The sequence below is a fragment of the Shewanella pneumatophori genome, from assembly GCF_023283895.1.
Taxonomy (GTDB): Bacteria; Pseudomonadota; Gammaproteobacteria; order Enterobacterales; family Shewanellaceae; genus Shewanella; species Shewanella pneumatophori.
On record NZ_JAKILB010000007.1, the window covers coordinates 217,832 to 238,041 of the forward strand.

Annotated in this window: 18 protein-coding genes; 10 read left to right on the top strand and 8 right to left on the bottom strand. The window is 43.5% G+C overall.

The genetic code is table 11. From position 1 onward, the window contains the following. Positions 1-171: 171 nt before the first annotated feature. Complete coding sequence (locus L2740_RS13060) at positions 172-2,259, top strand: prolyl oligopeptidase family serine peptidase (RefSeq protein ID WP_248950601.1); 2,088 nt, start codon at positions 172-174, stop codon at positions 2,257-2,259. A 97-nt stretch (positions 2,260-2,356) separates the two neighbouring features. Here L2740_RS13060 and L2740_RS13065 read toward each other — a convergent pair whose 3' ends face one another. Further along, on the bottom strand, positions 2,357-3,100 hold the full coding sequence (locus tag L2740_RS13065; RefSeq protein ID WP_248950602.1) for a DUF481 domain-containing protein: 744 nt from the start codon (positions 3,098-3,100) through the stop codon (positions 2,357-2,359). Positions 3,101-3,436: 336 nt separating this feature from the next. On the opposite strand from L2740_RS13065, the gene rpsF reads away from it, so the two are divergent. From rpsF to rplI, 4 genes are read left to right on the top strand one after another with little or no spacing between them, the layout of a single operon-like run. Then, complete coding sequence (rpsF, locus tag L2740_RS13070) at positions 3,437-3,850, top strand: 30S ribosomal protein S6 (protein ID WP_012278734.1); 414 nt, start codon at positions 3,437-3,439, stop codon at positions 3,848-3,850. A gap of 8 nt (positions 3,851-3,858) precedes the next feature. Next, entirely contained in the window at positions 3,859-4,164 is a 306-nt protein-coding gene (gene priB, locus L2740_RS13075; protein ID WP_248950603.1) for a primosomal replication protein N, read from the top strand. 11 nt (positions 4,165-4,175) lie between these two features. Continuing rightward, complete coding sequence (rpsR, locus tag L2740_RS13080; RefSeq protein WP_005497284.1) at positions 4,176-4,403, top strand: 30S ribosomal protein S18; 228 nt, start codon at positions 4,176-4,178, stop codon at positions 4,401-4,403. Between the two features lie 27 nt (positions 4,404-4,430). Further along, a complete protein-coding gene (rplI, locus tag L2740_RS13085; protein WP_248950604.1) occupies positions 4,431-4,883 on the top strand; it encodes a 50S ribosomal protein L9 in 453 nt (150 codons plus the stop codon). Positions 4,884-5,076: 193 nt separating this feature from the next. On the opposite strand, the gene L2740_RS13090 is transcribed toward rplI, so the two are convergent. After that, positions 5,077-7,296: a S46 family peptidase gene (locus tag L2740_RS13090; protein WP_248950605.1), complete on the bottom strand. Its 2,220-nt coding sequence runs from the start codon at positions 7,294-7,296 to the stop codon at positions 5,077-5,079. Between the two features lie 123 nt (positions 7,297-7,419). Between L2740_RS13090 and dnaB the strand changes: the two genes are divergently transcribed. The 3 genes from dnaB to L2740_RS13105 all read left to right on the top strand — a co-directional run bounded on the left by dnaB (position 7,420) and on the right by L2740_RS13105 (position 11,363). Beyond that, complete coding sequence (gene dnaB / locus L2740_RS13095; RefSeq protein ID WP_248950606.1) at positions 7,420-8,826, top strand: replicative DNA helicase; 1,407 nt, start codon at positions 7,420-7,422, stop codon at positions 8,824-8,826. Positions 8,827-8,918: 92 nt separating this feature from the next. Next, the gene (gene alr / locus L2740_RS13100) at positions 8,919-9,995 is read left to right on the top strand and encodes an alanine racemase (RefSeq protein WP_248950607.1); all 1,077 of its coding nucleotides are present in this window, start codon (positions 8,919-8,921) and stop codon (positions 9,993-9,995) included. Between the two features lie 111 nt (positions 9,996-10,106). Continuing rightward, entirely contained in the window at positions 10,107-11,363 is a 1,257-nt protein-coding gene (locus L2740_RS13105; protein WP_248950642.1) for a BamA/TamA family outer membrane protein, read from the top strand. Positions 11,364-11,599: 236 nt separating this feature from the next. Here the strand turns inward: L2740_RS13105 and L2740_RS13110 are convergent, their stop codons facing one another. Next, the gene (locus L2740_RS13110) at positions 11,600-13,741 is read right to left on the bottom strand and encodes an OmcA/MtrC family decaheme c-type cytochrome (protein ID WP_248950608.1); all 2,142 of its coding nucleotides are present in this window, start codon (positions 13,739-13,741) and stop codon (positions 11,600-11,602) included. Between the two features lie 419 nt (positions 13,742-14,160). On the opposite strand from L2740_RS13110, the gene L2740_RS13115 reads away from it, so the two are divergent. Together L2740_RS13115 and L2740_RS13120 are read left to right on the top strand one after the other, a co-directional pair. Then, positions 14,161-15,120: a LysR family transcriptional regulator gene (locus L2740_RS13115; protein WP_248950609.1), complete on the top strand. Its 960-nt coding sequence runs from the start codon at positions 14,161-14,163 to the stop codon at positions 15,118-15,120. Position 15,121: 1 nt separating this feature from the next. Next, entirely contained in the window at positions 15,122-16,072 is a 951-nt protein-coding gene (locus L2740_RS13120) for a LysR family transcriptional regulator (RefSeq protein WP_248950610.1), read from the top strand. A 153-nt stretch (positions 16,073-16,225) separates the two neighbouring features. Here L2740_RS13120 and L2740_RS13125 read toward each other — a convergent pair whose 3' ends face one another. From L2740_RS13125 to L2740_RS13145, 5 genes are read right to left on the bottom strand one after another with little or no spacing between them, the layout of a single operon-like run. After that, complete coding sequence (locus L2740_RS13125) at positions 16,226-18,295, bottom strand: heavy metal translocating P-type ATPase (RefSeq protein WP_248950611.1); 2,070 nt, start codon at positions 18,293-18,295, stop codon at positions 16,226-16,228. After that, the gene (locus tag L2740_RS13130; RefSeq protein ID WP_248950612.1) at positions 18,295-18,579 is read right to left on the bottom strand and encodes a YtxH domain-containing protein; all 285 of its coding nucleotides are present in this window, start codon (positions 18,577-18,579) and stop codon (positions 18,295-18,297) included. The genes L2740_RS13125 and L2740_RS13130 overlap by 1 nt, the downstream gene beginning before the upstream one ends. Then, a complete protein-coding gene (locus tag L2740_RS13135; RefSeq protein ID WP_248950613.1) occupies positions 18,572-18,877 on the bottom strand; it encodes a magnetosome protein MamC family protein in 306 nt (101 codons plus the stop codon). Before L2740_RS13135 ends, L2740_RS13130 begins: the two co-directional genes overlap by 8 nt. Then, positions 18,874-19,686: a YtxH domain-containing protein gene (locus tag L2740_RS13140; protein WP_248950614.1), complete on the bottom strand. Its 813-nt coding sequence runs from the start codon at positions 19,684-19,686 to the stop codon at positions 18,874-18,876. Before L2740_RS13140 ends, L2740_RS13135 begins: the two co-directional genes overlap by 4 nt. After that, positions 19,683-19,985, bottom strand: coding sequence for an HMA2 domain-containing protein (locus L2740_RS13145; RefSeq protein ID WP_248950615.1), 303 nt, complete (start codon positions 19,983-19,985; stop codon positions 19,683-19,685). The genes L2740_RS13140 and L2740_RS13145 overlap by 4 nt, the downstream gene beginning before the upstream one ends. Positions 19,986-20,210 lie beyond the last annotated feature (225 nt).

Here is a 20,210-nt window from a genome sequence, read left to right on the forward strand (position 1 = left end):
GGGTTTCCTTATCGGCATTTTTGTAACTGGTTTTTATACTGATAGGTTTAAAGTCACTCCTTAAGGAAACGCTTTGTTACACCATTAAAGTCGTTAGCTGCTGTCTCTTGTTCAACTTTTTCGCAAAATGCAGTAATTTAGGCTCACAAATTCTAATAACAGGATGTTTACATGCGTAATCAACTTTTATCATTGTGCGTGCTTGGGGCCATGACAGCGGCGCCAGTTTACGCCGAAGAAGATAAGTACCTTTGGCTAGAAGATGTCGAAGGGGCAAAGCCAATGGAATGGGTGAAGCAGCAAAATGCTATTTCAGCTAAAGAGATCAAAGCTTATGAAGGTTTCGATAGTTTAGTCAGTAATAGTTTAGCGATTCTCAATGATAAAGAGCGCATTCCCTACGCTAGCCGTATTGGTGATTACCTGTATAACTTCTGGAAAGATGAAAACCATGTTCGCGGGATCTATCGCCGCACAACGATGGAAGAGTATAAGAAGGCGTCTCCTAAGTGGGAAACCGTACTTGATATTGATAAATTGGGTAAAGACGAAGGTGTAAACTGGGTGTATAAAGGCTTTAACTGCCGAAATCCTGAAAATGACCGCTGCTTTGTATCACTTTCTCGTGGTGGCGCTGATGCTACCGAAACTCGCGAGTTTGATTTAGATTCACTGACCTTTGTTGAACAACAAAGCCAACCTTTTTTCTTACCTGAAGCAAAATCAAATTTAAGCTGGATTGATAAGGATAATGTGTTTGTTGGCACCGATTTTGGTGACAATAGCATGACAGACTCTGGCTACCCTAAAATTGTAAAGCAGTGGCAACGTGGTACGCCGTTATCAAGTGCTAAAACAGTGTTTACTGGTGAGCAAAGCTCAGTTGCAGTATCAGGCTATGTGCTTTTTGATGGAGATAACTCGCTTGAAATCGTTACTGAGTCATTAACGTTTTATACCGCGGATCATTACGTATATCGTGATGGCAAACTGATACAGTTACCTTTGCCAAAAGATGCTGAGTTAAAAGGCTACTTTAACGGCCAACTCTATGTCGAGTTAAAAAGCGACTTAGAGCAGAATGGTAAACAGTATAAGCAAGGCTCAATCATCTATACGCCTATTGAGCAATTGATAGCGCAAAAGCCAACCTTTACCACGTTAGTTGAACCATCTGCTACAGCCTCGATTTCACAAGTGAGTTTTACCAAAAGTGCTATTTTCGTGACTTGGTTAGATAACGTTAAAGGCAAACTGGTGCGTTACACTCAAGCAAAAGATGGTCAATGGAAAAGCATGCATGCACCGTTTGACCCAAATGGCACTATCAGTGTGTTTGATATTGAACGTGATAGTGATGAGTTCTTTGTCAATTTCACTAGTTTTCTTGAACCATCTAGCTTGTATAGCTTTAACGCTGTGACCATGAAAGCTGAAAAAGTGAAGGGCATGAAGCAGCAATTTGCCGCGGATAAGTTTGAAACTAAGCAGTACTTTGCCACCTCTAAGGATGGTACTAAAGTACCTTACTTTGTGGTGATGGCAAAAGATCTTAAGCTTGATGGCAGTAACCCTACTTTGCTTTACGGTTATGGTGGTTTTGAGGTGTCGTTGCGTCCTTATTACTCAGCAACCATAGGTAAAAACTGGTTAGAGCAAGGTGGCGTATATGTTTTGGCTAATATCCGCGGTGGTGGCGAATATGGCCCTGCTTGGCATCAAGCAGCATTAAAGCAAAATCGCCATAAAGCTTATGAGGATTTTGAAGCCATCGCTGAAGATTTAATTGCTAAGAAGATCACGTCAAGCGAACATTTAGGGATCCAAGGTGGCAGTAATGGCGGTCTATTAATGGGCGCTGCATTTACTCGTCGACCAGAACTTTACAATGCGGTTGTTTGCCAAGTGCCTTTGCTTGATATGAGGCGTTACAGCAAGTTATTAGCGGGTGCCAGTTGGATGGGGGAATATGGCGATCCAGATATTCCTGCACAGTGGCAATACATTAAGACCTTCTCGCCTTACCATAATCTAAAAGCTAATACTGAATATCCAAAAGTATTCTTTACTACTTCAACCCGAGATGATCGTGTGCATCCAGCTCATGCGCGTAAGATGGTCGCAAAAATGGAAGGTATGGGCATTGATGTTTTATATTATGAGAATATGGAAGGTGGACACGCTGGCGCTGCAGATAACAACCAAGTCGCCGAGTTAAGTTCTATGGTTTACGCCTATCTGATGCAGCAGTTGAAATAGCAGAGTCAATGAAGAGCGGCTTGCTGAATAAGAGCTAGATGATAAGCTTGCTCTGCAAAGCGATAACTAAGAAGCCTGCAATTAATGCAGGCTTTTTTTATTGGAAGGTATACAGCAAATTAAAGGTGGTGATGGTATCAGTTTGCTTTGAGCCCTCAGGTACCACTTCTGTGTACTTGACGTTAACACCGATCTTAAATGCCCAATCTTGGAATAAGGTGTTTTTATAACTCATATCTAAGGTCAAGGTATTATTATCCTCGCCTGTTTCAGCAGTTAGGTCTGCGTTGAGGCTGGTGTATTCTTGCAGCTTCATCTCGAATTTGGCTGCTGTACGCAAAATCACATCTTTATTGGCTTCAGGGATCGGCATGTCGTCAGTCGCTATCGGCAGGTTATATCGATAACCGGGGCCGATTTCTAAACTGAGGTTAGTTTTAGAGGAGCTAATGGCATCGAAACCATAACCGCCTGAAACCGTAGATATGCGGGTATAACTACCAAATTGATCCCAAGTAAAATCGCCTCGACCAAAAAAGTAACCACCATTGATCTTATAACTGGACTGTAATTGCAGATCATACTTTTCTGCGGTGGTTTTTTCATTATCCGCAGCAAAGTAAGCTTTAATTGTGCCTTCCTGTTTGGTTTGCTCTGTATCGTAAACCAACTTAGTTCTGCCGTTAAAGCTACTTGATTCGGTGTTACCAGTATTGAGCTGAAAGCCCGCTTCGATTTCTGCGGTTAGATCACTAGGAGGCTCTTGGTAGTCCGGCGGCACAAGTGCGAAGGCTACCTGTGGACACGTTAGCGCAAATACAACAGTGAGTTTCTTTAGCATTATTCTTATTCTTGGTGTTGTTTCTAATAGAGGATGCGTCAGTTATTACTGAGCAACATAATACCTAGAATCAGCTGCTACGCAAACTAGATTACTTTAGCTGTTGCACTGATAACATTGCCCTGTAGCTGGAAAATGCCTTTGTGAATCTTGCTCATTGAGCGAGGCGTAAAGGCAGATAAAAGAGCAATAACAATCAGGTTAAGTTAGTGCTTGAATTATCGCTTGAGTTTATGTAATATTCCGCGGCTTAATTCAGTCACTTTAATTAGTTCCTTGCCTCTATTAGGTCTGACTGAGCCAACAACGAGGCTAGATAACCGTAAGGAGCAAAAAATGCGTCATTATGAAATCGTATTTTTAGTTCACCCTGATCAGAGTGAACAAGTGCCAGGTATGATCGAACGTTACACGGGTATTCTTACCCAAGCTGGCGGTCAAATCCACCGTTTAGAAGACTGGGGCCGTCGTCAATTGGCTTACCCAATCATCGAATTGCATAAAGCTCACTATGTTCTTTTGAACGTAGAGACTACTGCAGAAGCGGTTGAAGAACTTGAAACAGCTTTCCGTTTCAACGACGCTGTTTTGCGTAGCATGGTTATGCGTACTAAAGCTGCCATCACTGAAGCATCTCCAATGGCTAAAGCTAAAGACGAGCGCGACACACGTCGTTCATCTGAAGAGCGTGCACCACGTGCAGAAGCTGCTGAAGAAGTTGAAGAAAGCGCTGAAAACACTGCTGAGTAAGCTTTTTTGTGACCACAAACAATCTGGTATTAGCAGGAACCATTACGCGTTCTAGGCAGTTTGATAGTCCAGCAGGTATTGCCCATACGGTAGTTATGTTGGAACACAAATCGCAGCGTTACGAAGCAGGAATGTTACGCAACGTTTATTGCCAAATCCAAGTTGTATTAAGTGGTGGACACTTTAATAGTGTTGCAAAAGATCTGAAAGCTGGCGTGGAAATACAAGTTGAAGGCTTCATTAATCTGCAACAGAGCAGAAATGGCCAAAATCGCTTAGTTTTACACGCTGAAAATGTCGAATTGAAAACTTAGGAGACTGTCACATGGCACGTTATTTCCGTCGTCGCAAGTTCTGCCGTTTCACTGCAGAAGGCGTTACCGAGATCGATTACAAAGATATCGTTACTTTGAAGAACTACATCACTGAAAGTGGTAAAATTGTTCCTAGTCGTATCACTGGTACAAATGCTAAATATCAACGTCAACTAGCTCGCGCTATCAAGCGTGCTCGTTATCTTTCTCTACTGCCGTACACTGATTTACATCAGTAATACTGCATTAATTCAGAGGAATATATAATGAACGTTATTTTACTTGATAAAATCGCTAACCTAGGCAACTTGGGTGACCAAGTTTCTGTAAAAGCTGGTTACGCTCGTAACTACCTTTTACCACAAGGTAAAGCTGTTGTTGCTAACGCTGCTAACACTGAAGTTTTTGAAGCACGTCGTGCTGATCTAGAAGCTAAGTTAGCTGCTGACCTAGCTGCTGCTACTCAACGCGCTGAGAAAATCTCTGCACTTGAGTCTGTTGTTATCGCTTCTAAAGCTGGTGACGAAGGCAAGCTATTCGGTTCAATTGGTAACCGTGATATCGCTGATGCAGTTACAGCTGCTGGTGTTGAACTAGCTAAGAGCGAAGTTCGTCTTCCACTAGGTGCTATCCGCACTACTGGTGAATTCGAAGTTGAAGTTCAAGTTCACACTGAAGTTAAAGCAATCGTTAAACTATCTGTAGTTGCAGAAGCTTAATAATTTGCGCTAAGCAAATGCTTTAATTAGAAACGCCGTATTAATTTATTAGTACGGCGTTTTTTTTATGCCTGTAATTTAGCATTGTAGGAAATATCAAGATGAAGAAAATAGGTCTGACTGACTCATTTGAAAGCAAATAAAAAGGCATATAAGCGAACTTATATGCCTTTTAGTGACGCGTAGAGTGAAATTAGTTACGGACTAAATCCAGCTCTTCAATGAGGTTTTGCGCATTATCGACTTCATCCATCATCCACAGGATGTAACGAATGTCCACGTGTACTGCACGAGTGATGGTTGGGTTAAAGAACCAGTCTTTGGTTATCGCTTCATAAGTTGAGTCGAAGTTGAGGCCGACTAATTCACCTTTGCCGTTAAATACTGGTGAGCCTGAGTTACCGCCTGTGGTATCAACGCTCGATAAGAAGTTAACCGGCACCGAGCCAAACTCTTCTGGCTTGTCTAAGCAAGAGAACAAGCGGCATAACCAAGACGCAGGGTCTTGATATACGCTTTCAACCGCATGAGTGCCATAACGCTGAGCTTCAATGGCTGCTAAAAGCTTAGCGGGTGCGTTAAATGGCTCAACACCAGTGTGCTTAGCGGTAATGCCTTCTAAGCGAGTAAATGGCTGCTTGTAAAGCGCATCTGCTGATTGGTAACCATCGACCATACCGTAAGTAATACGCAGTGTACCGTTAGCGTCTGGGTATACAGGCCAGCCATTAGCCTTGTTATAGGCGATAATCGCTTTCATATAGTCAGGGCGCGCTTTCGATAGCTTACCCGCTAAGGTCTTAGCATCTTTCTCTGCTTGCATATTTTGCGGGTAAAGCGCTACGGCAAGACGGATGAAAGGATCGGCACTGGTTTCAAATGCTTTAGCATCGGCGTCCATCCACGCAAGACGCTTTTGCTTGTCAGTAAGTGAGCTAAGTGCATACAAGGCATCAAGTTTGTCGCTTAGGCTAACTTCACTGTCGCCTTCGTTAAGCATGGCATCAAGTTCAGCCACGCGGTTGTCTTGGGCAAGATAAGCTTCTAAGTCTTGCATCCACAGGGTTTTATCAACGCTAATGGCAAAGCTTGAATCTAGGCGCTTAAGGCGAGCCTTAAACATCTTCATATCACGCTGTTGATAACCTTCTTCACGTTTAGCATCCGGCTTTTGTTTTTCTTTCGCTAGACGGTATAGCTTATTGGCTGTAGCTAACAAATCACTGCTTTGCGCATTTTCAAAATAGTAACGACCTTGGCGCTGCTGACGTTGCTCTACAAGTAATTCTTCTAGTGCTGCAAACTGACTTTGGAATGACTTATATTCAGCATCTTTTGCCAGCCAAGCGAGGAAGTCATCTTCGCGGCTTTGTTTGATACCGGTAATATCAGTGGCTTTAAAACCATCAAGCAAACCATTGTACTTTTTCATACGGTTCGCCATGCCTGCAAGCGTGCCAGCGTATTTAATTTTAACGTCTTTATCGTTGGCGCTCATGGCCTCGATAGTGTCGATACGCAGCTGGTAGCGTTCAGCAAGGGTTGGATATAACCAATCGCTAGCAAACTTAAGCTCGCTGGTTAAACGGTAGCGACTGGTTGAGCCTGGGTAACCAGCAACAAAAACGCCGTCACCGGCTTTAACGCCGTCAGCATTAACCTTTAAATAACTCTTAGGCACGTATGGCACGTTATCTTCGGCAAAGGCTGCGGGCTTACCATCTTTACCAACATAAGCACGTAGGAAGGTAAAGTCTGCTGAGTGACGTGGGTACTCGTAGTTATCAATATCGCCACCAAAGGCACCAGCGCTTTCAGGTGGTGCATATACTAAACGTACATCGCGGATAATCAGCTGCTTGATAAGGTAATACTCAAGGCCATTATGGAAGCTTCTTACTGAGCAGCGGTAGTTATCATCGCTTTCACACTCTTTAATTAGCGCTTTGCGATTAGCTTGAATATTTTCATAGCGCTTTAGTGGATCTTCACCGATATCTTTTTTTACTTGCTCTGAGACATCGGTAACCGCTTCAGTGATATAAAGACGTTCATTTGGGCCGGCAGTGGGCTCTTTGTCTTTAGTGGTCGCTAAAAAGCCATCTGCAAGATAGTTATGCTCTTTTTTGCTGTTATATTGAATAGCACGGTAGGCGCAATGATGGTTTGTCACAACTAAGCCTTGGGGCGAAACAAAACTGGCGGTACAATAGCCCAGTCCAACTACCGCGTTCATCGGATAGCTGGTTAAATCGGCGAGTTGTTTAGCTGGAATATCGATACCACGTTCGCTGAGCTTATCGGCGATAGATGGCATTTGATAGGGTTGCCATTGTCCTTCATCGGCCAATGCTACGGCTGATGGCAGCATCCCTGTTGAAAGGGCAACGGCGGCAATCAATGCATTGCGCATGTTCTTTCCTTAATATTGTTATAGTTTATTTTTAGGTGCAGGTCGTTAGATGTTAAATGCCTGCTTTGCTTGACCCCAGTTTTATACCACATTTTGCTTAATCGTTGGAATTTTGGAGATTTAATGTCACAACAACGCGCCTTTAAGGGCAAAGAGAAACCAAGAGATGTTCAGATGGACGCGCTGAAGATGCCGCCGCATTCAATTGAAGCTGAGCAATCGGTTCTCGGTGGTTTGATGTTGGACTCTGACGCTTGGGACAGAGTGGCTGAAGCTGTCGTCAAAGAGGATTTCTATTCCCGCGCCCATGGCACCATTTTTACGGCAATGGAATCTTTGATCAGTGCGGGTCAGCCAATCGACTTAATTACTGTATCTGAGCAGCTTGAGCTTGAAGATCAGCTCGAAGATGTGGGTGGCTTCGCTTATATCGGCGAAATCGCTAAAAACACACCAAGTGCGGGTAACATTCACTCGTACGCTAACATCGTGCGTGAGCGTGCGGTTGTGCGCGATATGATTAAGGTTGCTAACGAGATTGCTGATGCAGGCTTTAACCCTGAAGGGCGTAACTCGAGCGAACTGCTCGACTTAGCTGAAACTAAAGTCTTTAAAATTGCTGAGCAGCGCGCTAATGCTAACGAAGGCCCTGAAGGCATTAAAGCTATTCTTGAAAAGACAGTTGATAAGATTGAAGAGCTATACAACAACCCAACCAGTGGTGTAACTGGGGTATCAAGTGGCTTTGGTGATCTTGATAAAATGACCGCGGGCTTCCAGTCTGGTGACTTGATTATTGTTGCTGCGCGTCCATCTATGGGTAAAACCACCTTTGCGATGAACTTGTGTGAGCAAGCGGCGCTACATGAAGACAAACCTGTGCTTATTTTCAGCTTGGAGATGCCTTCAGAACAGATCATGATGCGTATGTTGGCCTCTTTAGGCCGCGTCGACCAAACTAAAATTCGTACCGGTCAGCTAGATGATGACGATTGGGCGCGTGTATCTTCGACTATGGGGATTATGCTTGAGCAAGGTAAGATGTATATCGATGACGGCTCGGGCTTAACACCTACTGAAGTGCGCAGCCGTGCACGACGTATTGCCCGTGAATATGGCGGTTTGTCGATGATCATGATCGATTACCTTCAGTTAATGCAGGTTCCAGCACTTAAAGATAACCGTACTTTGGAGATCTCGGAAATTTCTCGCTCGCTTAAAGCCTTGGCGAAAGAGTTGGAAATCCCTGTTATCGCACTATCGCAGCTTAACCGTTCACTTGAACAACGTGCAGATAAACGTCCAGTTAACTCGGATTTGCGTGAATCGGGCGCGATTGAGCAGGATGCCGATTTGATCATGTTTATTTATCGTGATGAAGTGTATAACGATGACTCTGAAGATAAAGGTACTGCTGAAATCATTATTGGTAAACAGCGTAACGGCCCAATTGGGCGTGTGCGCTTAACCTTCCAAGGTCAATTCTCACGTTTTGATAACTACGCCGGCCCGCAATTCGAAGAGGATTAATTATTGTCCATAAAGACATTTAGGGACCATGATTAATTACAATAGAGCCTCATAGAGGCTCTTACTTTTTAATAAAGATAACAAGGTTAGTTGTGAAACCATTTCCACGAGCAGAGATCAGTCGCCAAGCATTGAAAAATAATCTGGCTCGGCTGCACGAATTAGCCCCATCAAGCAAAGTGATGGCGGTTGTAAAAGCCAATGGCTATGGCCATGGTTTACTTAATGTCGCGCAATGTTTAGATAATGCCGACGGTTTTGGCTTAGCGCGTTTAGAAGAAGCACTGGCACTGCGTGCCGGTGGAGTTAACGCTAAGCTGTTACTGTTAGAAGGCTTTTTTAGGCCTGCCGACTTGGCGACCTTAGTTGAGCATGATATTGAAACCGTGGTTCATCATGAGTCACAAATTGAGATGCTAGAGCAAGCGGAGCTAACTAAACCTGTAACGGTTTGGATGAAAGTTGACTCAGGCATGCATCGCTTAGGCTTTGTTCCGGATGAATTTCACGCGGTTTATCAGCGGTTATTAGCCTGTAAAAATATTGCCAAGCCAATTAATTTGATGACTCATTTTGCTTGCGCCGATGAACCTGATAATAATTACACCGCAACGCAATTAGCCACATTTGAGCAGTTAACTCAAGGTTTGCCGGGGGAGCGTACATTAGCGAATTCTGCTGGCGCATTGTTTTGGCAGCAAAGCCAAGCGAACTGGATCCGTCCTGGAATCGCTTTATATGGCGTGTCTCCTGTAGTGGGTGACTTAGGCACTAAACACGGGTTGATTCCAGCGATGGAGTTAGTGTCGCAATTGATTGCTATCCGTGAGCATAAAGCGGGTCAGCCTGTGGGTTATGGTAGCCATTGGGTTGCGGATAACAACACAAAACTAGGTGTTGTGGCTATTGGTTACGGTGATGGTTATCCGCGCAATGCACCATTAGGTACGCCAGTGTTAATTAACGGCCGTTTAGCGCCAATCGTTGGCCGGGTATCTATGGATATGCTGACGGTTGATCTTGGCGCCGATGCCGCTGACAAAGTAGGTGATAAAGCCGTGCTTTGGGGCAAAGACCTCCCAGTAGAGGAGGTGGCCGAGCACATTGGCACTATCGCTTATGAGCTTGTAACTAAATTGACTCCTCGAGTCGCAGTTTGCCTAGACTGAGCAAATAATCAAATTATGTAATGCTGCAATTCGAGGCAGGACGCCCGTTGCAGTAGAAGATGTCTTAAATTGAAAACAAATCCATTATCTATATTCTTTGCTTTGGGCTTAATGTCTCCTTTTGCGAGTGCGACATCAACAGCTGAGCGATCGGAAGATAAGTCGTCTGCTGACGAGCAAATGATTATTGAATCAGTTGCAGCAAGCGCCAATAAAAATCCTCAAACAAATAATCAGCAATTACCTGATTTTGAATCTGAATTTGTAGCTGTACCATTTGCATTTTCAACCGAGAGTCTGAGCACTGCCTTTGGTGCTGCCGGTGTGCTAAAACATGCAGGGCAAATTCAGTCTTCTATTTTAGGCATTGGTGTCTATAGTACTAATGGTAGTTGGATCAGTTATTTAAGATTTAACGACTATAAAGTTCCAACTATCGATCAATGGTTGTTTTCAGCTGAAACTTATCAAGCTCGTTATAAAGAAGGGGTGTATTACGTTCCAGGGCAAACTGATATTTACGGTGAAACCGAGAAAGTTGTTGCCCTTGGTGATGAGTCTTATACCAAACTACACGCTAAATACATTTTACCAATAGGGCGTGGTAGCCAAGGGGCGGTACGCAGTCTTGGTCGTGCCCGTGGTGATATTAGTTGGAATCCACTTGAGTCGGGTGTCACCAGCGTTAAGTTCAGTCCGTTTATCCAAAGTCGAGAGTTAGAAGGTTATGATTATCTGCCTGAAGAGGCGAAGGGGCTCGCGCTAGAACTTGATTGGGATAACCGTGATAACGGTAAAAATAGTACTCAAGGTGGGCAAACTAGCTTTAAGGTTACCCGCGACTTTGGCAGCGGCTCACGCAATAGCTGGACCACCTGGGAGTTTGAGCAAAGTGCATTCGTATCGTTAGATTCAAGTGATTGGTTTGGTCAGCAAATTATGGCGTTTAATTTTTACTTAGCTGATACCCCAACATGGACTTCAGGTTCTGATGATTTACATCGCCCACCTAGTTTTGCAGGTGTTAGCTTAGGTGGTTTTGAGCGTTTGCGCGGCTATACCAGCAAGCGTTTTACAGGACGTTCTGCCATGCTTTATAGCGCAGAATACCGTGTACAGCCTAAGTGGCAACCTTTGCAAGAATGGCCAGTGTTTAACTTGTACGATATTCCGTGGTGGCAGTGGGTAGCCTTTGCTGAAGCCGGGCAGGTCAGTGATGAGTTTAGCGCCAGTGCATTGCATGATGAGCTAAAGTGGTCTGCAGGTGTCGGTGCGCGCTTTGAAGTTGAAAGCATAGTGGTTCGTGCAGAGCTTGCCTTTAGTGAAGAGTCTAATCAGTTCTGGATAATGGTAAATCAGCCATTTTAATTAAGTTATTTTACTCATTAGCTTAAAGCGCAAAAAAGGCACCCGAGGGTGCCTTTGTTTTTTGCAGGGAGATGAAAATAGTGTGAGAATCTAGGGATAAGTTAGATCTCACATTGCTCGCTAAGGTAACGAATTACTTTTAGTGAGCGCTGTTTGTCGTGTCGGTTTGTTTTTAGGTTTGACTTACAAAAGAGGCACCCGAGAGTGCCTCAGATTTAGCTAAGTAATTTATACTATTACTTATTGTGAACTTCCATTAGCTTGGCTGGACTATGACATACTGCACAAGCTTCTGAACTCGTGGCTTCGATAGCTAATGCTTTATCTTCACCGTAGTAACCACCATTGCTCTTGAAGTGGCTTAGCATTGCATCGCTCTCATGGCCCCAGTGACAAGTCATACAAGCACCTGCGTCGGCTGAAGCGTACATAGGTGTGCCATCTGTCTTACTGGTTGGGAAGACGTAGGTACGACCTTCGCTAGCACGACCTAACTCGATACCATCAACATTACCGCTTTCATCAGTAATGTGGCAAGTTGCGCAATCAGTCTTCATGACAGTACCTGAACCACCATATTTTTTATTCATATAGTGACCAGAAGCCTTGTGGACTTTCCAAGCAAAACCAGCTCCGCGGAACTGTTTTACGCCGTCTACAGTATCATCTTGTAGTCCTTGATCGCTGGTGTGACATGCTTCACAGGCAACAAGGCCATTATCTTTATGACGAATTTCAGCACTATGACAATCGCGGCACTTGGCTTCATCTAAAATGGCGCGACGTGCAACAACATCACCTTGGGCGTCGGCTGGCATATTGATGCGGTGTGGTTCAGACTTGATGTAGGCACTACCTGAAACTTTATCTGAATCACAGTCAACATCCACGCCTTGAGCATCAAAACAGATGCTGAAGATTGGCATTAACTCAACAGAGACACCGTCAGGGATCCCCATATCTTTAGCTGTAACCGTCATCACGCCGCTGTCTGGTAATACGTGGTCTGGGTTTGGCTTATCTGATGTAGGACGTAAAAATTCAATTTCACGAGCCCATGGACTTGAGTCGGCAGTATCGTCGCCAATAGCGCCATCTTTTTCAACATTCCAAGAAACCTGTACCACAGGTGCGGTATATTTATACACCTTGTGACTTAACCCTGAAACAATCGCCCCTTCACTATCTAGCGCTTTTGCTACAAAGCTAATTGCACCATTTTCCACTTTAACATTTTCAAACTTCACGTCATAAGCAGCAGCTGATTCGTAAGGCTTATTAAACTTACGGTGATCAACTTGATGGCAATCAGTGCAAGCAAGTTCTGGGTTTTTATCTGATTTATGCTCTGCTGGTGAATCAGTATGGCAGCCTGTACAAGCATTAGTATTGGCATTGGCTAGCCACAGATCTTTATCTGCTAGGCTGTCATCTTCAACGTGGCAGGTTGTACAATCCATAGTGGGTTTAGTCGGGAATGCAGGGTAATCAAATGCATGATCGCCACCGTAGCCTGCAATGGTGTAAGGCATAGGTACAATATTACCTTGCGCATCTTTACCTTCACGGTTTTCGCCCATATGGATAGCATGCACCATATGTCCTAGCTCAACAGAGATAGCGTTAGGATCGGTAACTAGACCATTATGACAAGATTGGCAGTTCTCCATGTCTAAGCGACGGCCACCGTGCGCTTTTAGACTGTCTGGTTGATGACAAGAATAACATGTCTCCAACGTCACTAGATCTCTGGTTTCAACGCCTTCAGTAGCATTAGTCGCAGGGATCCAATCATAATGCGCGTTTTCAGCAAGCTCATGTCCTGAGTCGTATTCGAACTGCATTTCCATTGCAATACGTTGGGTTAGCGCAGGGTCGAAAACAATACCAGCTGGATCTGTAACGCTGGTTAAATTGGTACTAAAAGTATACGTATAGGTACCGTCTTTATGGTCAACTAAGCATTCAGCGCAATCTTTGATGGACTCGAAGCCTTGCTCGAATGTAGTTCCTTCATCATTGGTCGGCGCATTTAATAGTGAAAACCACTGTTTTAGCTCTGTTCCTTCAGCTGTTTGCAGTTGAGCTAGTGAAAAACGGAAATCGTGAAATTGATTGTCTGAGCTTAAACCGTATAAGCCAACGCCTTCTTTATTTTCAAGCTCAAAATCAAGTGTAATAATGCCGTTTGCGTATGCGGCATTATTAATGGTTGCGATTGCTTCAGCAGCCATATCGATGTGCAGGCCTGAAGTACCTGGTTCGCCACCTCCACCAGGCTTACCGTCTTCACCATCTTTGCCATCTTTACCGTCTGAGCACCCGCCAATAAATAAAGCAGAACCAATTAGTAAAGCTAGTGATGTTTTTTTTGTCATTATCATCATACATTCCTTAAAGGTAACCATTTTCGGTTGCTGAAATGTTATTAATCTTGCTTAGGCTTTGATATGAACTGGATCACTTGATGAATTCTCGGGTCTTTGGCTTTAAGTTCTGCTATTTGGGTTTTTATCTTAATACTTTGTCTAGTTTTTGGTTTTAGGTTAGTTGTATGCTCTGTATTCGATTGTATTTTTGGCGTTACCTATCAATTTTTAAAATGTGAAAATGTAAATTTCATATTTTGCAAATCCTGAACTTGAATCGAATTTGAGAGTTAAAATAATCAATGTGAGTCACAAAATGGCGTATTAACTAATATGATAATCACGAAAGTCGATGCTATTTATACGTAATATAGGGTGAATGGTTTAGATTGCTTAATTAGGGATTTAGCACATTACGTTGAGGGCAAATGAGTAAGTTAAGCGTCAATAGTCTATTTGATATTCAAGTCTTTGTTTTATTGTATGAGTCACTCAATGCAACGACCGTAAGCCAAACCTTGGGGGTGCCGAGTTCTAAAGTTAGCCGTAGCCTTAAATCTTTGAGGCACTCTTTAAATGCGCAGTTGTTTATTAGAAGACAGCAAGGGTTTGAAGCCTGCGACCTGGCAAATGATATTTACCCTAAGATGAAGCGTATCGTTGAACTTGCTAAGCATTGTGAAACGATTGAAGCAGGTGCTGATACTTTACGAACTCGTAAGCTGGTTATTGCTTGCCCACCAACATTATCTTTAAATCTTCTTAGTCACTTACAAATCAGGGCTCGTGAAGAACAAGACTCGTTTCTATTTCATCTCAAGCCTTGCTCTAGCAATATTGCGGAGCTTATAAAGCAGCAGCACGTTGATATTGCAGTGACTTATAGCGCTTATAATACCGAGCAATTAACTTCAAGTTTAATTGCAACATCAAGTGATTATGTTTTGGTTGCTAGGCAGGGACACCCACTGCTGGCTCACCAGTTTCCGTTAGTGTTGGATGATTTATTTGATTATCCTTATATTAGTTTTTCGGGCAATGAACTTAATGATGTGATTGATCCACTGGAATGCTATGCGTTAGATATTGGACGTAAGTTAAAGCTAGTGGTGAAAGTTTGTTTTCTAGCGGATCTCATGTTGCAGTTGGAGCAAAGTGATGGCATCGCACTTTTAAGTCACATGGACGCAGTTAATTTTTTGTGCCAACGAGGCAATATCCAGGCATTAAAATTAGAAAAAGCGTTATGTGAATCTATTAATCAAAGAAGTGGCCGTTACCATTATTATTTAACTCAGACGCGCAAGAATAGGACCTCACCTAGCTGGATAAGCAAAGAAATTCATCGTTATATTCAAGCAAATATTGCTTCAGAGAGTGAAGGCTAAAATGAAGAGATTAAGTAGTGTTAGTCTTTCTTGTATAGAAATATTTTGCCAGCTTTATATAAAGAATAGTACTAAAGAAGTTGCACTTGCATTAGGGACTTCACAGCCAAAGGTAAGCCGCGCCCTAAATGCTCTTCGAGATGTATTTGATGATCCATTATTTATTCGTAAGAATAATAAAATGGTCGCGACAGAGCTTGCTCATAGCTTGTATCAATCATTTTCAGAAATTTTATCTTGTGCGGGTGCTGTTGAAACAGATGTTATTAATAGTCTATCTACGCCTGAGCCGCATATTGTTATTAGCACTGTACCTCAATTGGAGATTGGTTTAGCCCAACAAGTAATTGAAGAGGCTGACAATAATAGTGTTAGTGCCAGCATACCTATATCAACTGTCGCGTGGTCTGAGCGCAGTGAACAGCAACTCATTGATGGTGAGATTGATGCGGTTATCTGTTTCAAGCCTTCGATTAGAAAAGAACTGCTATCAAAATCCATCATTCAACATCGTGGAGGGCACTTAGTTGCGCGTGCTGGGCATCCTATCTGGCAGTCCCCGACGATCGATAATATGATTAATTTTCCTATGGTTAAATTAGTGACAATGCCGTTCCCTGCAAATAAATCTCCGATAGGCGTTTATGCAAAACTGCAGGGCAAGCCGATGCAGGTTTACGCTACAGCTCCTGATTTGGGGAGTGCTGCCAGCAGTTTACTAAACTCGAATGCGTTTATGATTGTAGGGGTAAAAAGCGCGGTCGACTTTTTAGCCAATATTAATGGGCTAAAAGCGAATAAAATGGAATATGTTGAGGATCTGAACCTATTGAAAGGTTTTTCTTACCCCACGGTATACTTATGGCTTAAACGAGCAATAGACGGCAAAGTGTTAGCGCCTATGTGGCTTCAACGAACTTTGGAGTCATATATTGTGAAGTCTCATAAATAATTAATCCAATACCTGATTTTGGTAGAGGAGCCAATTATGCATTTTAAGTTGGGGAGCCCTCTAATGAAAATCGCTAACTGTTTTATCTAGCTTGGATCTGAAAATGACAAACAGAAAGGCGATAGAAGCGCTAACGCCTATACTGTTGAGATATTAGTTGTTTTTTATCGCTAATGAGCGGGCTAAGATCCCCAAGGTGGTGCCATTATGCAGTAGCGCACTCATAGCCGGGCTAAGCCAGCCCAAAGCTGCTGCGAGCATAATGCCGCTGTTTACATATTCAGCTATTTTTATATTGTTATTAATCATACCCATAGCAATTTTAGCCAAGTGATAAGTTTCAGATACGCCCGCTAACCTATCTTGAAGCAGCACCACATCAGCAGCCTGCCTAGCTAATTCAGTACCATTACACATGGCGATACCAACATTGGCTTTGGTTAAGGCTGGTGCATCATTAACACCATCGCCAATAAACATCACTTTGTGGCCTTGCTGTTGCAGAGAATCGATAATAGTGGATTTAGATTCAGGTGTTGCCTCGGCAAATACCCGATCTAACTTTAGATCTTCACCTAGCATGTTAGCTTTATATACACTATCACCGGAGATCATCATGATTTGTTTGATCCCCAACTCTCGGAGTTGATTTAAGGTTTGCTGTACGTCTTCACGTAAATGATCACGTAAGCCAATCATTCCCATTAGCTCGCCTTTATGAGAGATAAAAATGAGGTGGCGGCCTAAATCTTCATAGTGACGTATTTGAGATTCAAACTCAGTAAAGTCGACATTTTCATGAGCTTCTAAAAAGTGGCGACTGCCCATAACAAGGCAATGATCGTTAACCGTGCTCTTTAAACCATGAGCGATAACGTATTCCACTTCACCGTGATCTATATGCGGAAGTTGGTGCTGTTTGGCTGCGTTAACAATAGCTTGTGATAATGGATGATTGCTATGTTCTTCTACTGAGGCGGCAATAGCCAACAGATCTCTAGCGCAGCTGACCCCTGAGCAATTAAAGGGCACAACATCGGTCACTTCCATATCGCCATATGTCAGAGTGCCGGTTTTATCAAATACACAGACATCGATTTCCGCCAGCTTTTCTATAGCGCTACCGCCCTTAAGTAGAATGCCTTGTTGGGCTGCGCGATACATAATCGACTTAAACGTAACCGGAGTACTGAGTTTGAGCGCGCACGAGTAATCGACCAGAAAAACCGATGCAACTCGATTTATATCTTGGGTAAGGGCAAATACAGCTGCGCCCATAGCAAGGGTGATTTTTACCCTTCGATTTGCCATATCTTGGGTGACTTGCTGGATTTCACTTTTTTCACTTAGTGAGTCGTAAATCAGCTGGGCAATTTTGGCCGTTGTGGCTTCACTACCAACCTTATCCACACGTACTTTTATGGTGCCTTCATGTACGCTGGTTCCTGAGTAGACATAAGCATCGAGCTCTCTGCGAATCGGTACGCTTTCACCTGTAAGGCTAGATTGGTTAATTAGAGCGGCACCGTCTATAACGATACCATCAACCGGAATTGCGCTTCCCGGCGTTAACTCAATAATATCGTCAACAACTAAAGTCTCAGAGTTGACTTGTTGTTTACTGCCGTCAGCATTGATGCGCCACACAATAGATGCTTGCGGCAGCATGAGTTCGGCGAGTAATTTATCGCTCTTGCGGCAAGTTTCTTGCTCCATGTATTCGCCAAGGCTAATCAGCGATTGCGTCATCATTGCAGTACGATAGTCGCCGCGGTATGCAGAAAGACCAACAGCAATAGCGTCCAGTACTTCAACGGTAACTTGTTTGTTTTTTAGGTCGTTAATGCCTTCAAAAATCGTCGGAGCAATAAGGGTTGCTGTTGATAGTGCCCCCCACTTACCAGGAAGCAATGCCGCAGATAAAGTACCAATAATATTCATGGCAATATCGCCACGAGTGAATTGGTGTTCAGCAGCAGTAAGCTCGGCTTCTGCGAGATTGAGCTCAGTCAGCCTTGCCTCAATTGTGCTAGGGTCGAGTAAACTATCATCATAGTCAATGACGATAGAGTAAGCGTCTTCGTTGACCCTTACAGAACTAAGGCCCTGTATTGCCATGAGGCTGTGTTTTATCCACTCACCACAATCAGTTAGCGTTTGCGAACGATCCAGTTTAAAGCGGATCCGTCCTGGAATATGATGCTTAATTCGCAATGAAAGCATTAATCACCTTTTTGTAAATTACGGTAATAATCGAGTTCGGCTTGGGTGTCTTCTAAGCGCTCTTTTAACTCTTCTAGCTCGCCCTGTACTGACGACCAGGCTTTTTCTCCCGTTGATGCAACACTCTGTTGGATTTTTTTGTTGGTTAACAGATAAGCCACAGCCGCACCTGCTGCTAAGCCCATTGCAAAGTGGGTTTTACTATTTTGGGTCTTGTATTGAGGTTGCTGGCTTTCTGGCGGAACATGAAAATGTCCGTAGCCATAATGAGGATGGTTATTCATGGTTATGTGTCTCTGAAAGTTGATCGACTAGGTAAAGACTAGCAGCGCCTGCAGCAAGAATCGTAAGTAGCGACAATGCAGAACGACCAGCCATTTTCTCTGCAGCATATGTTGTCAGGCCGCTAATCGCTGCTGCTTGCACTGCAGATTTTGTGGTGTGCCAGACTAATTCGTTAATTGCTAGCTCACCTTCCTTATAAGACTGCCAGCGGGTCGCTACCGCGGCACCACCGCCAACCATGGCGCCAACGAGTGAAGCTCTACTCGCTGGGCACAATAGATTGCTTGAGTTACTCATGCAGGGGTAACTTCTTTTGTGACTATAGTGGTATCTTCTGCTTGCTCTTGTTGCGCTGCTGGTATTGCTTCTGCGGGTTGATAGTGACGCTCGACTGACTCATTAAAACCTTGCTTGCCTGCGCTATAAGTATCTTTGAAAATTTCACCGCTGTTAGTGACATTTTCTTTTACGTTTTGTGCAGTATGAGTTGCAGCATCTTTCACTTTTCCGCCGCCAGTTTTCAACATATCTCCGGCACCAGAAACAACATCAAACAGCTTACCGCGGACTTTATCGTTACTCAGTAATAAAGCAGCTGCAGCGCCAATCATTGCACCTTTCCAAAATTCTTTATCGTTCATGCCTAAACTCCCTAAAATATCTTTAAACATACCAGCATCTTCACCCAGAGCTTGTTCAAGCATTGCTTGTGCTTGCTCCATAAACTGACCGTTATCTTCAGTCGCTGGGTTGGGTTGGGCTGGTGGTACTTGGTGTGGAACATAAGTTGGATGCATCATATGTGGGTGATGACACATAGGATGGTAGCCATGTTGAGCAGCATAGAAGTGCGGTGGATAATACTGCGGTGGATATGGGTATTGCCCATGACTTGGTGTCATGTGTGGCGGATAAAAGTTGGGAGGAGCCGCATGACCACTCGCTCCATGAGGCTGGCCATAATAAGTAGGAGGAACATAGCCAGGTGGATATTGCTGGTTATGCGTTGCAAATTCCGCTTGCTGTTGTGACTCTGCCGAGGGCTCATTGGTCGAAGTTGCCTGATGTTGCGCCTGGTACCCCTCCGGTGAATAATAATGGCTCATTGGGTAATTCCTTCAGCTTGTAAATATTCAGCAAGCAGGTAATAAGCGTCTGCGACTCGATCATCTGACTCACCAAAAAGATCATTTATGGTGGCAGCTGATACGAGTTCTGAGTTGTACTCAATGACTATACTGCCAGTTGACTTATTGAGCTTATAACTTAAAAAGGCTGGGATTTGAGCAACCACCTCATCAACATCTTTTAAGTTATATTGCATGAGTTGGGCCATTAACCCGACTTTATATTTGAGACGAATACGCCCTGGTATGTGGTGTGCTATTTCCACCCAGCGTCTCATCTTCAGCACTTTTGTGAGATATTTATCCATCCAACCATTATACGAATGTGACACCAGCATATTTTGTTTGAGATCACGTTTCTGCTGAGTTATTTACAGCTTTTATACCGTGTTATAATTAATTTAGTAGCCTGATAACATTAGTGATTTCTTATTTTTGTTGCAGAGTCATTTACCTTAGGTGCTTTTGTTTATTTAAACGATTTGTCTACTTTACGTGCACTA

Excerpts from the sequence above, each read along its gene's own strand:
- L2740_RS13135 (WP_248950613.1), bottom strand. The coding sequence starts at position 18,877 with ATGAGTAACTCAAGCAATCTATTGTGCCCAGCGAGTAGAGCTTCACTC.
- L2740_RS13065 (WP_248950602.1), bottom strand. The coding sequence starts at position 3,100 with ATGCTAAAGAAACTCACTGTTGTATTTGCGCTAACGTGTCCACAGGTA.
- rplI (WP_248950604.1), top strand. The coding sequence starts at position 4,431 with ATGAACGTTATTTTACTTGATAAAATCGCTAACCTAGGCAACTTGGGT.
- L2740_RS13060 (WP_248950601.1), top strand. The coding sequence starts at position 172 with ATGCGTAATCAACTTTTATCATTGTGCGTGCTTGGGGCCATGACAGCG.
- L2740_RS13125 (WP_248950611.1), bottom strand. The coding sequence starts at position 18,295 with ATGCTTTCATTGCGAATTAAGCATCATATTCCAGGACGGATCCGCTTT.
- L2740_RS13145 (WP_248950615.1), bottom strand. The coding sequence starts at position 19,985 with ATGAGACGCTGGGTGGAAATAGCACACCACATACCAGGGCGTATTCGT.
- L2740_RS13140 (WP_248950614.1), bottom strand. The coding sequence starts at position 19,686 with ATGAGCCATTATTATTCACCGGAGGGGTACCAGGCGCAACATCAGGCA.
- L2740_RS13130 (WP_248950612.1), bottom strand. The coding sequence starts at position 18,579 with ATGAATAACCATCCTCATTATGGCTACGGACATTTTCATGTTCCGCCA.
- L2740_RS13090 (WP_248950605.1), bottom strand. The coding sequence starts at position 7,296 with ATGCGCAATGCATTGATTGCCGCCGTTGCCCTTTCAACAGGGATGCTG.
- rpsR (WP_005497284.1), top strand. The coding sequence starts at position 4,176 with ATGGCACGTTATTTCCGTCGTCGCAAGTTCTGCCGTTTCACTGCAGAA.
- dnaB (WP_248950606.1), top strand. The coding sequence starts at position 7,420 with ATGTCACAACAACGCGCCTTTAAGGGCAAAGAGAAACCAAGAGATGTT.
- L2740_RS13110 (WP_248950608.1), bottom strand. The coding sequence starts at position 13,741 with ATGACAAAAAAAACATCACTAGCTTTACTAATTGGTTCTGCTTTATTT.
- L2740_RS13120 (WP_248950610.1), top strand. The coding sequence starts at position 15,122 with ATGAAGAGATTAAGTAGTGTTAGTCTTTCTTGTATAGAAATATTTTGC.
- L2740_RS13105 (WP_248950642.1), top strand. The coding sequence starts at position 10,107 with ATGTCTCCTTTTGCGAGTGCGACATCAACAGCTGAGCGATCGGAAGAT.
- rpsF (WP_012278734.1), top strand. The coding sequence starts at position 3,437 with ATGCGTCATTATGAAATCGTATTTTTAGTTCACCCTGATCAGAGTGAA.
- L2740_RS13115 (WP_248950609.1), top strand. The coding sequence starts at position 14,161 with ATGAGTAAGTTAAGCGTCAATAGTCTATTTGATATTCAAGTCTTTGTT.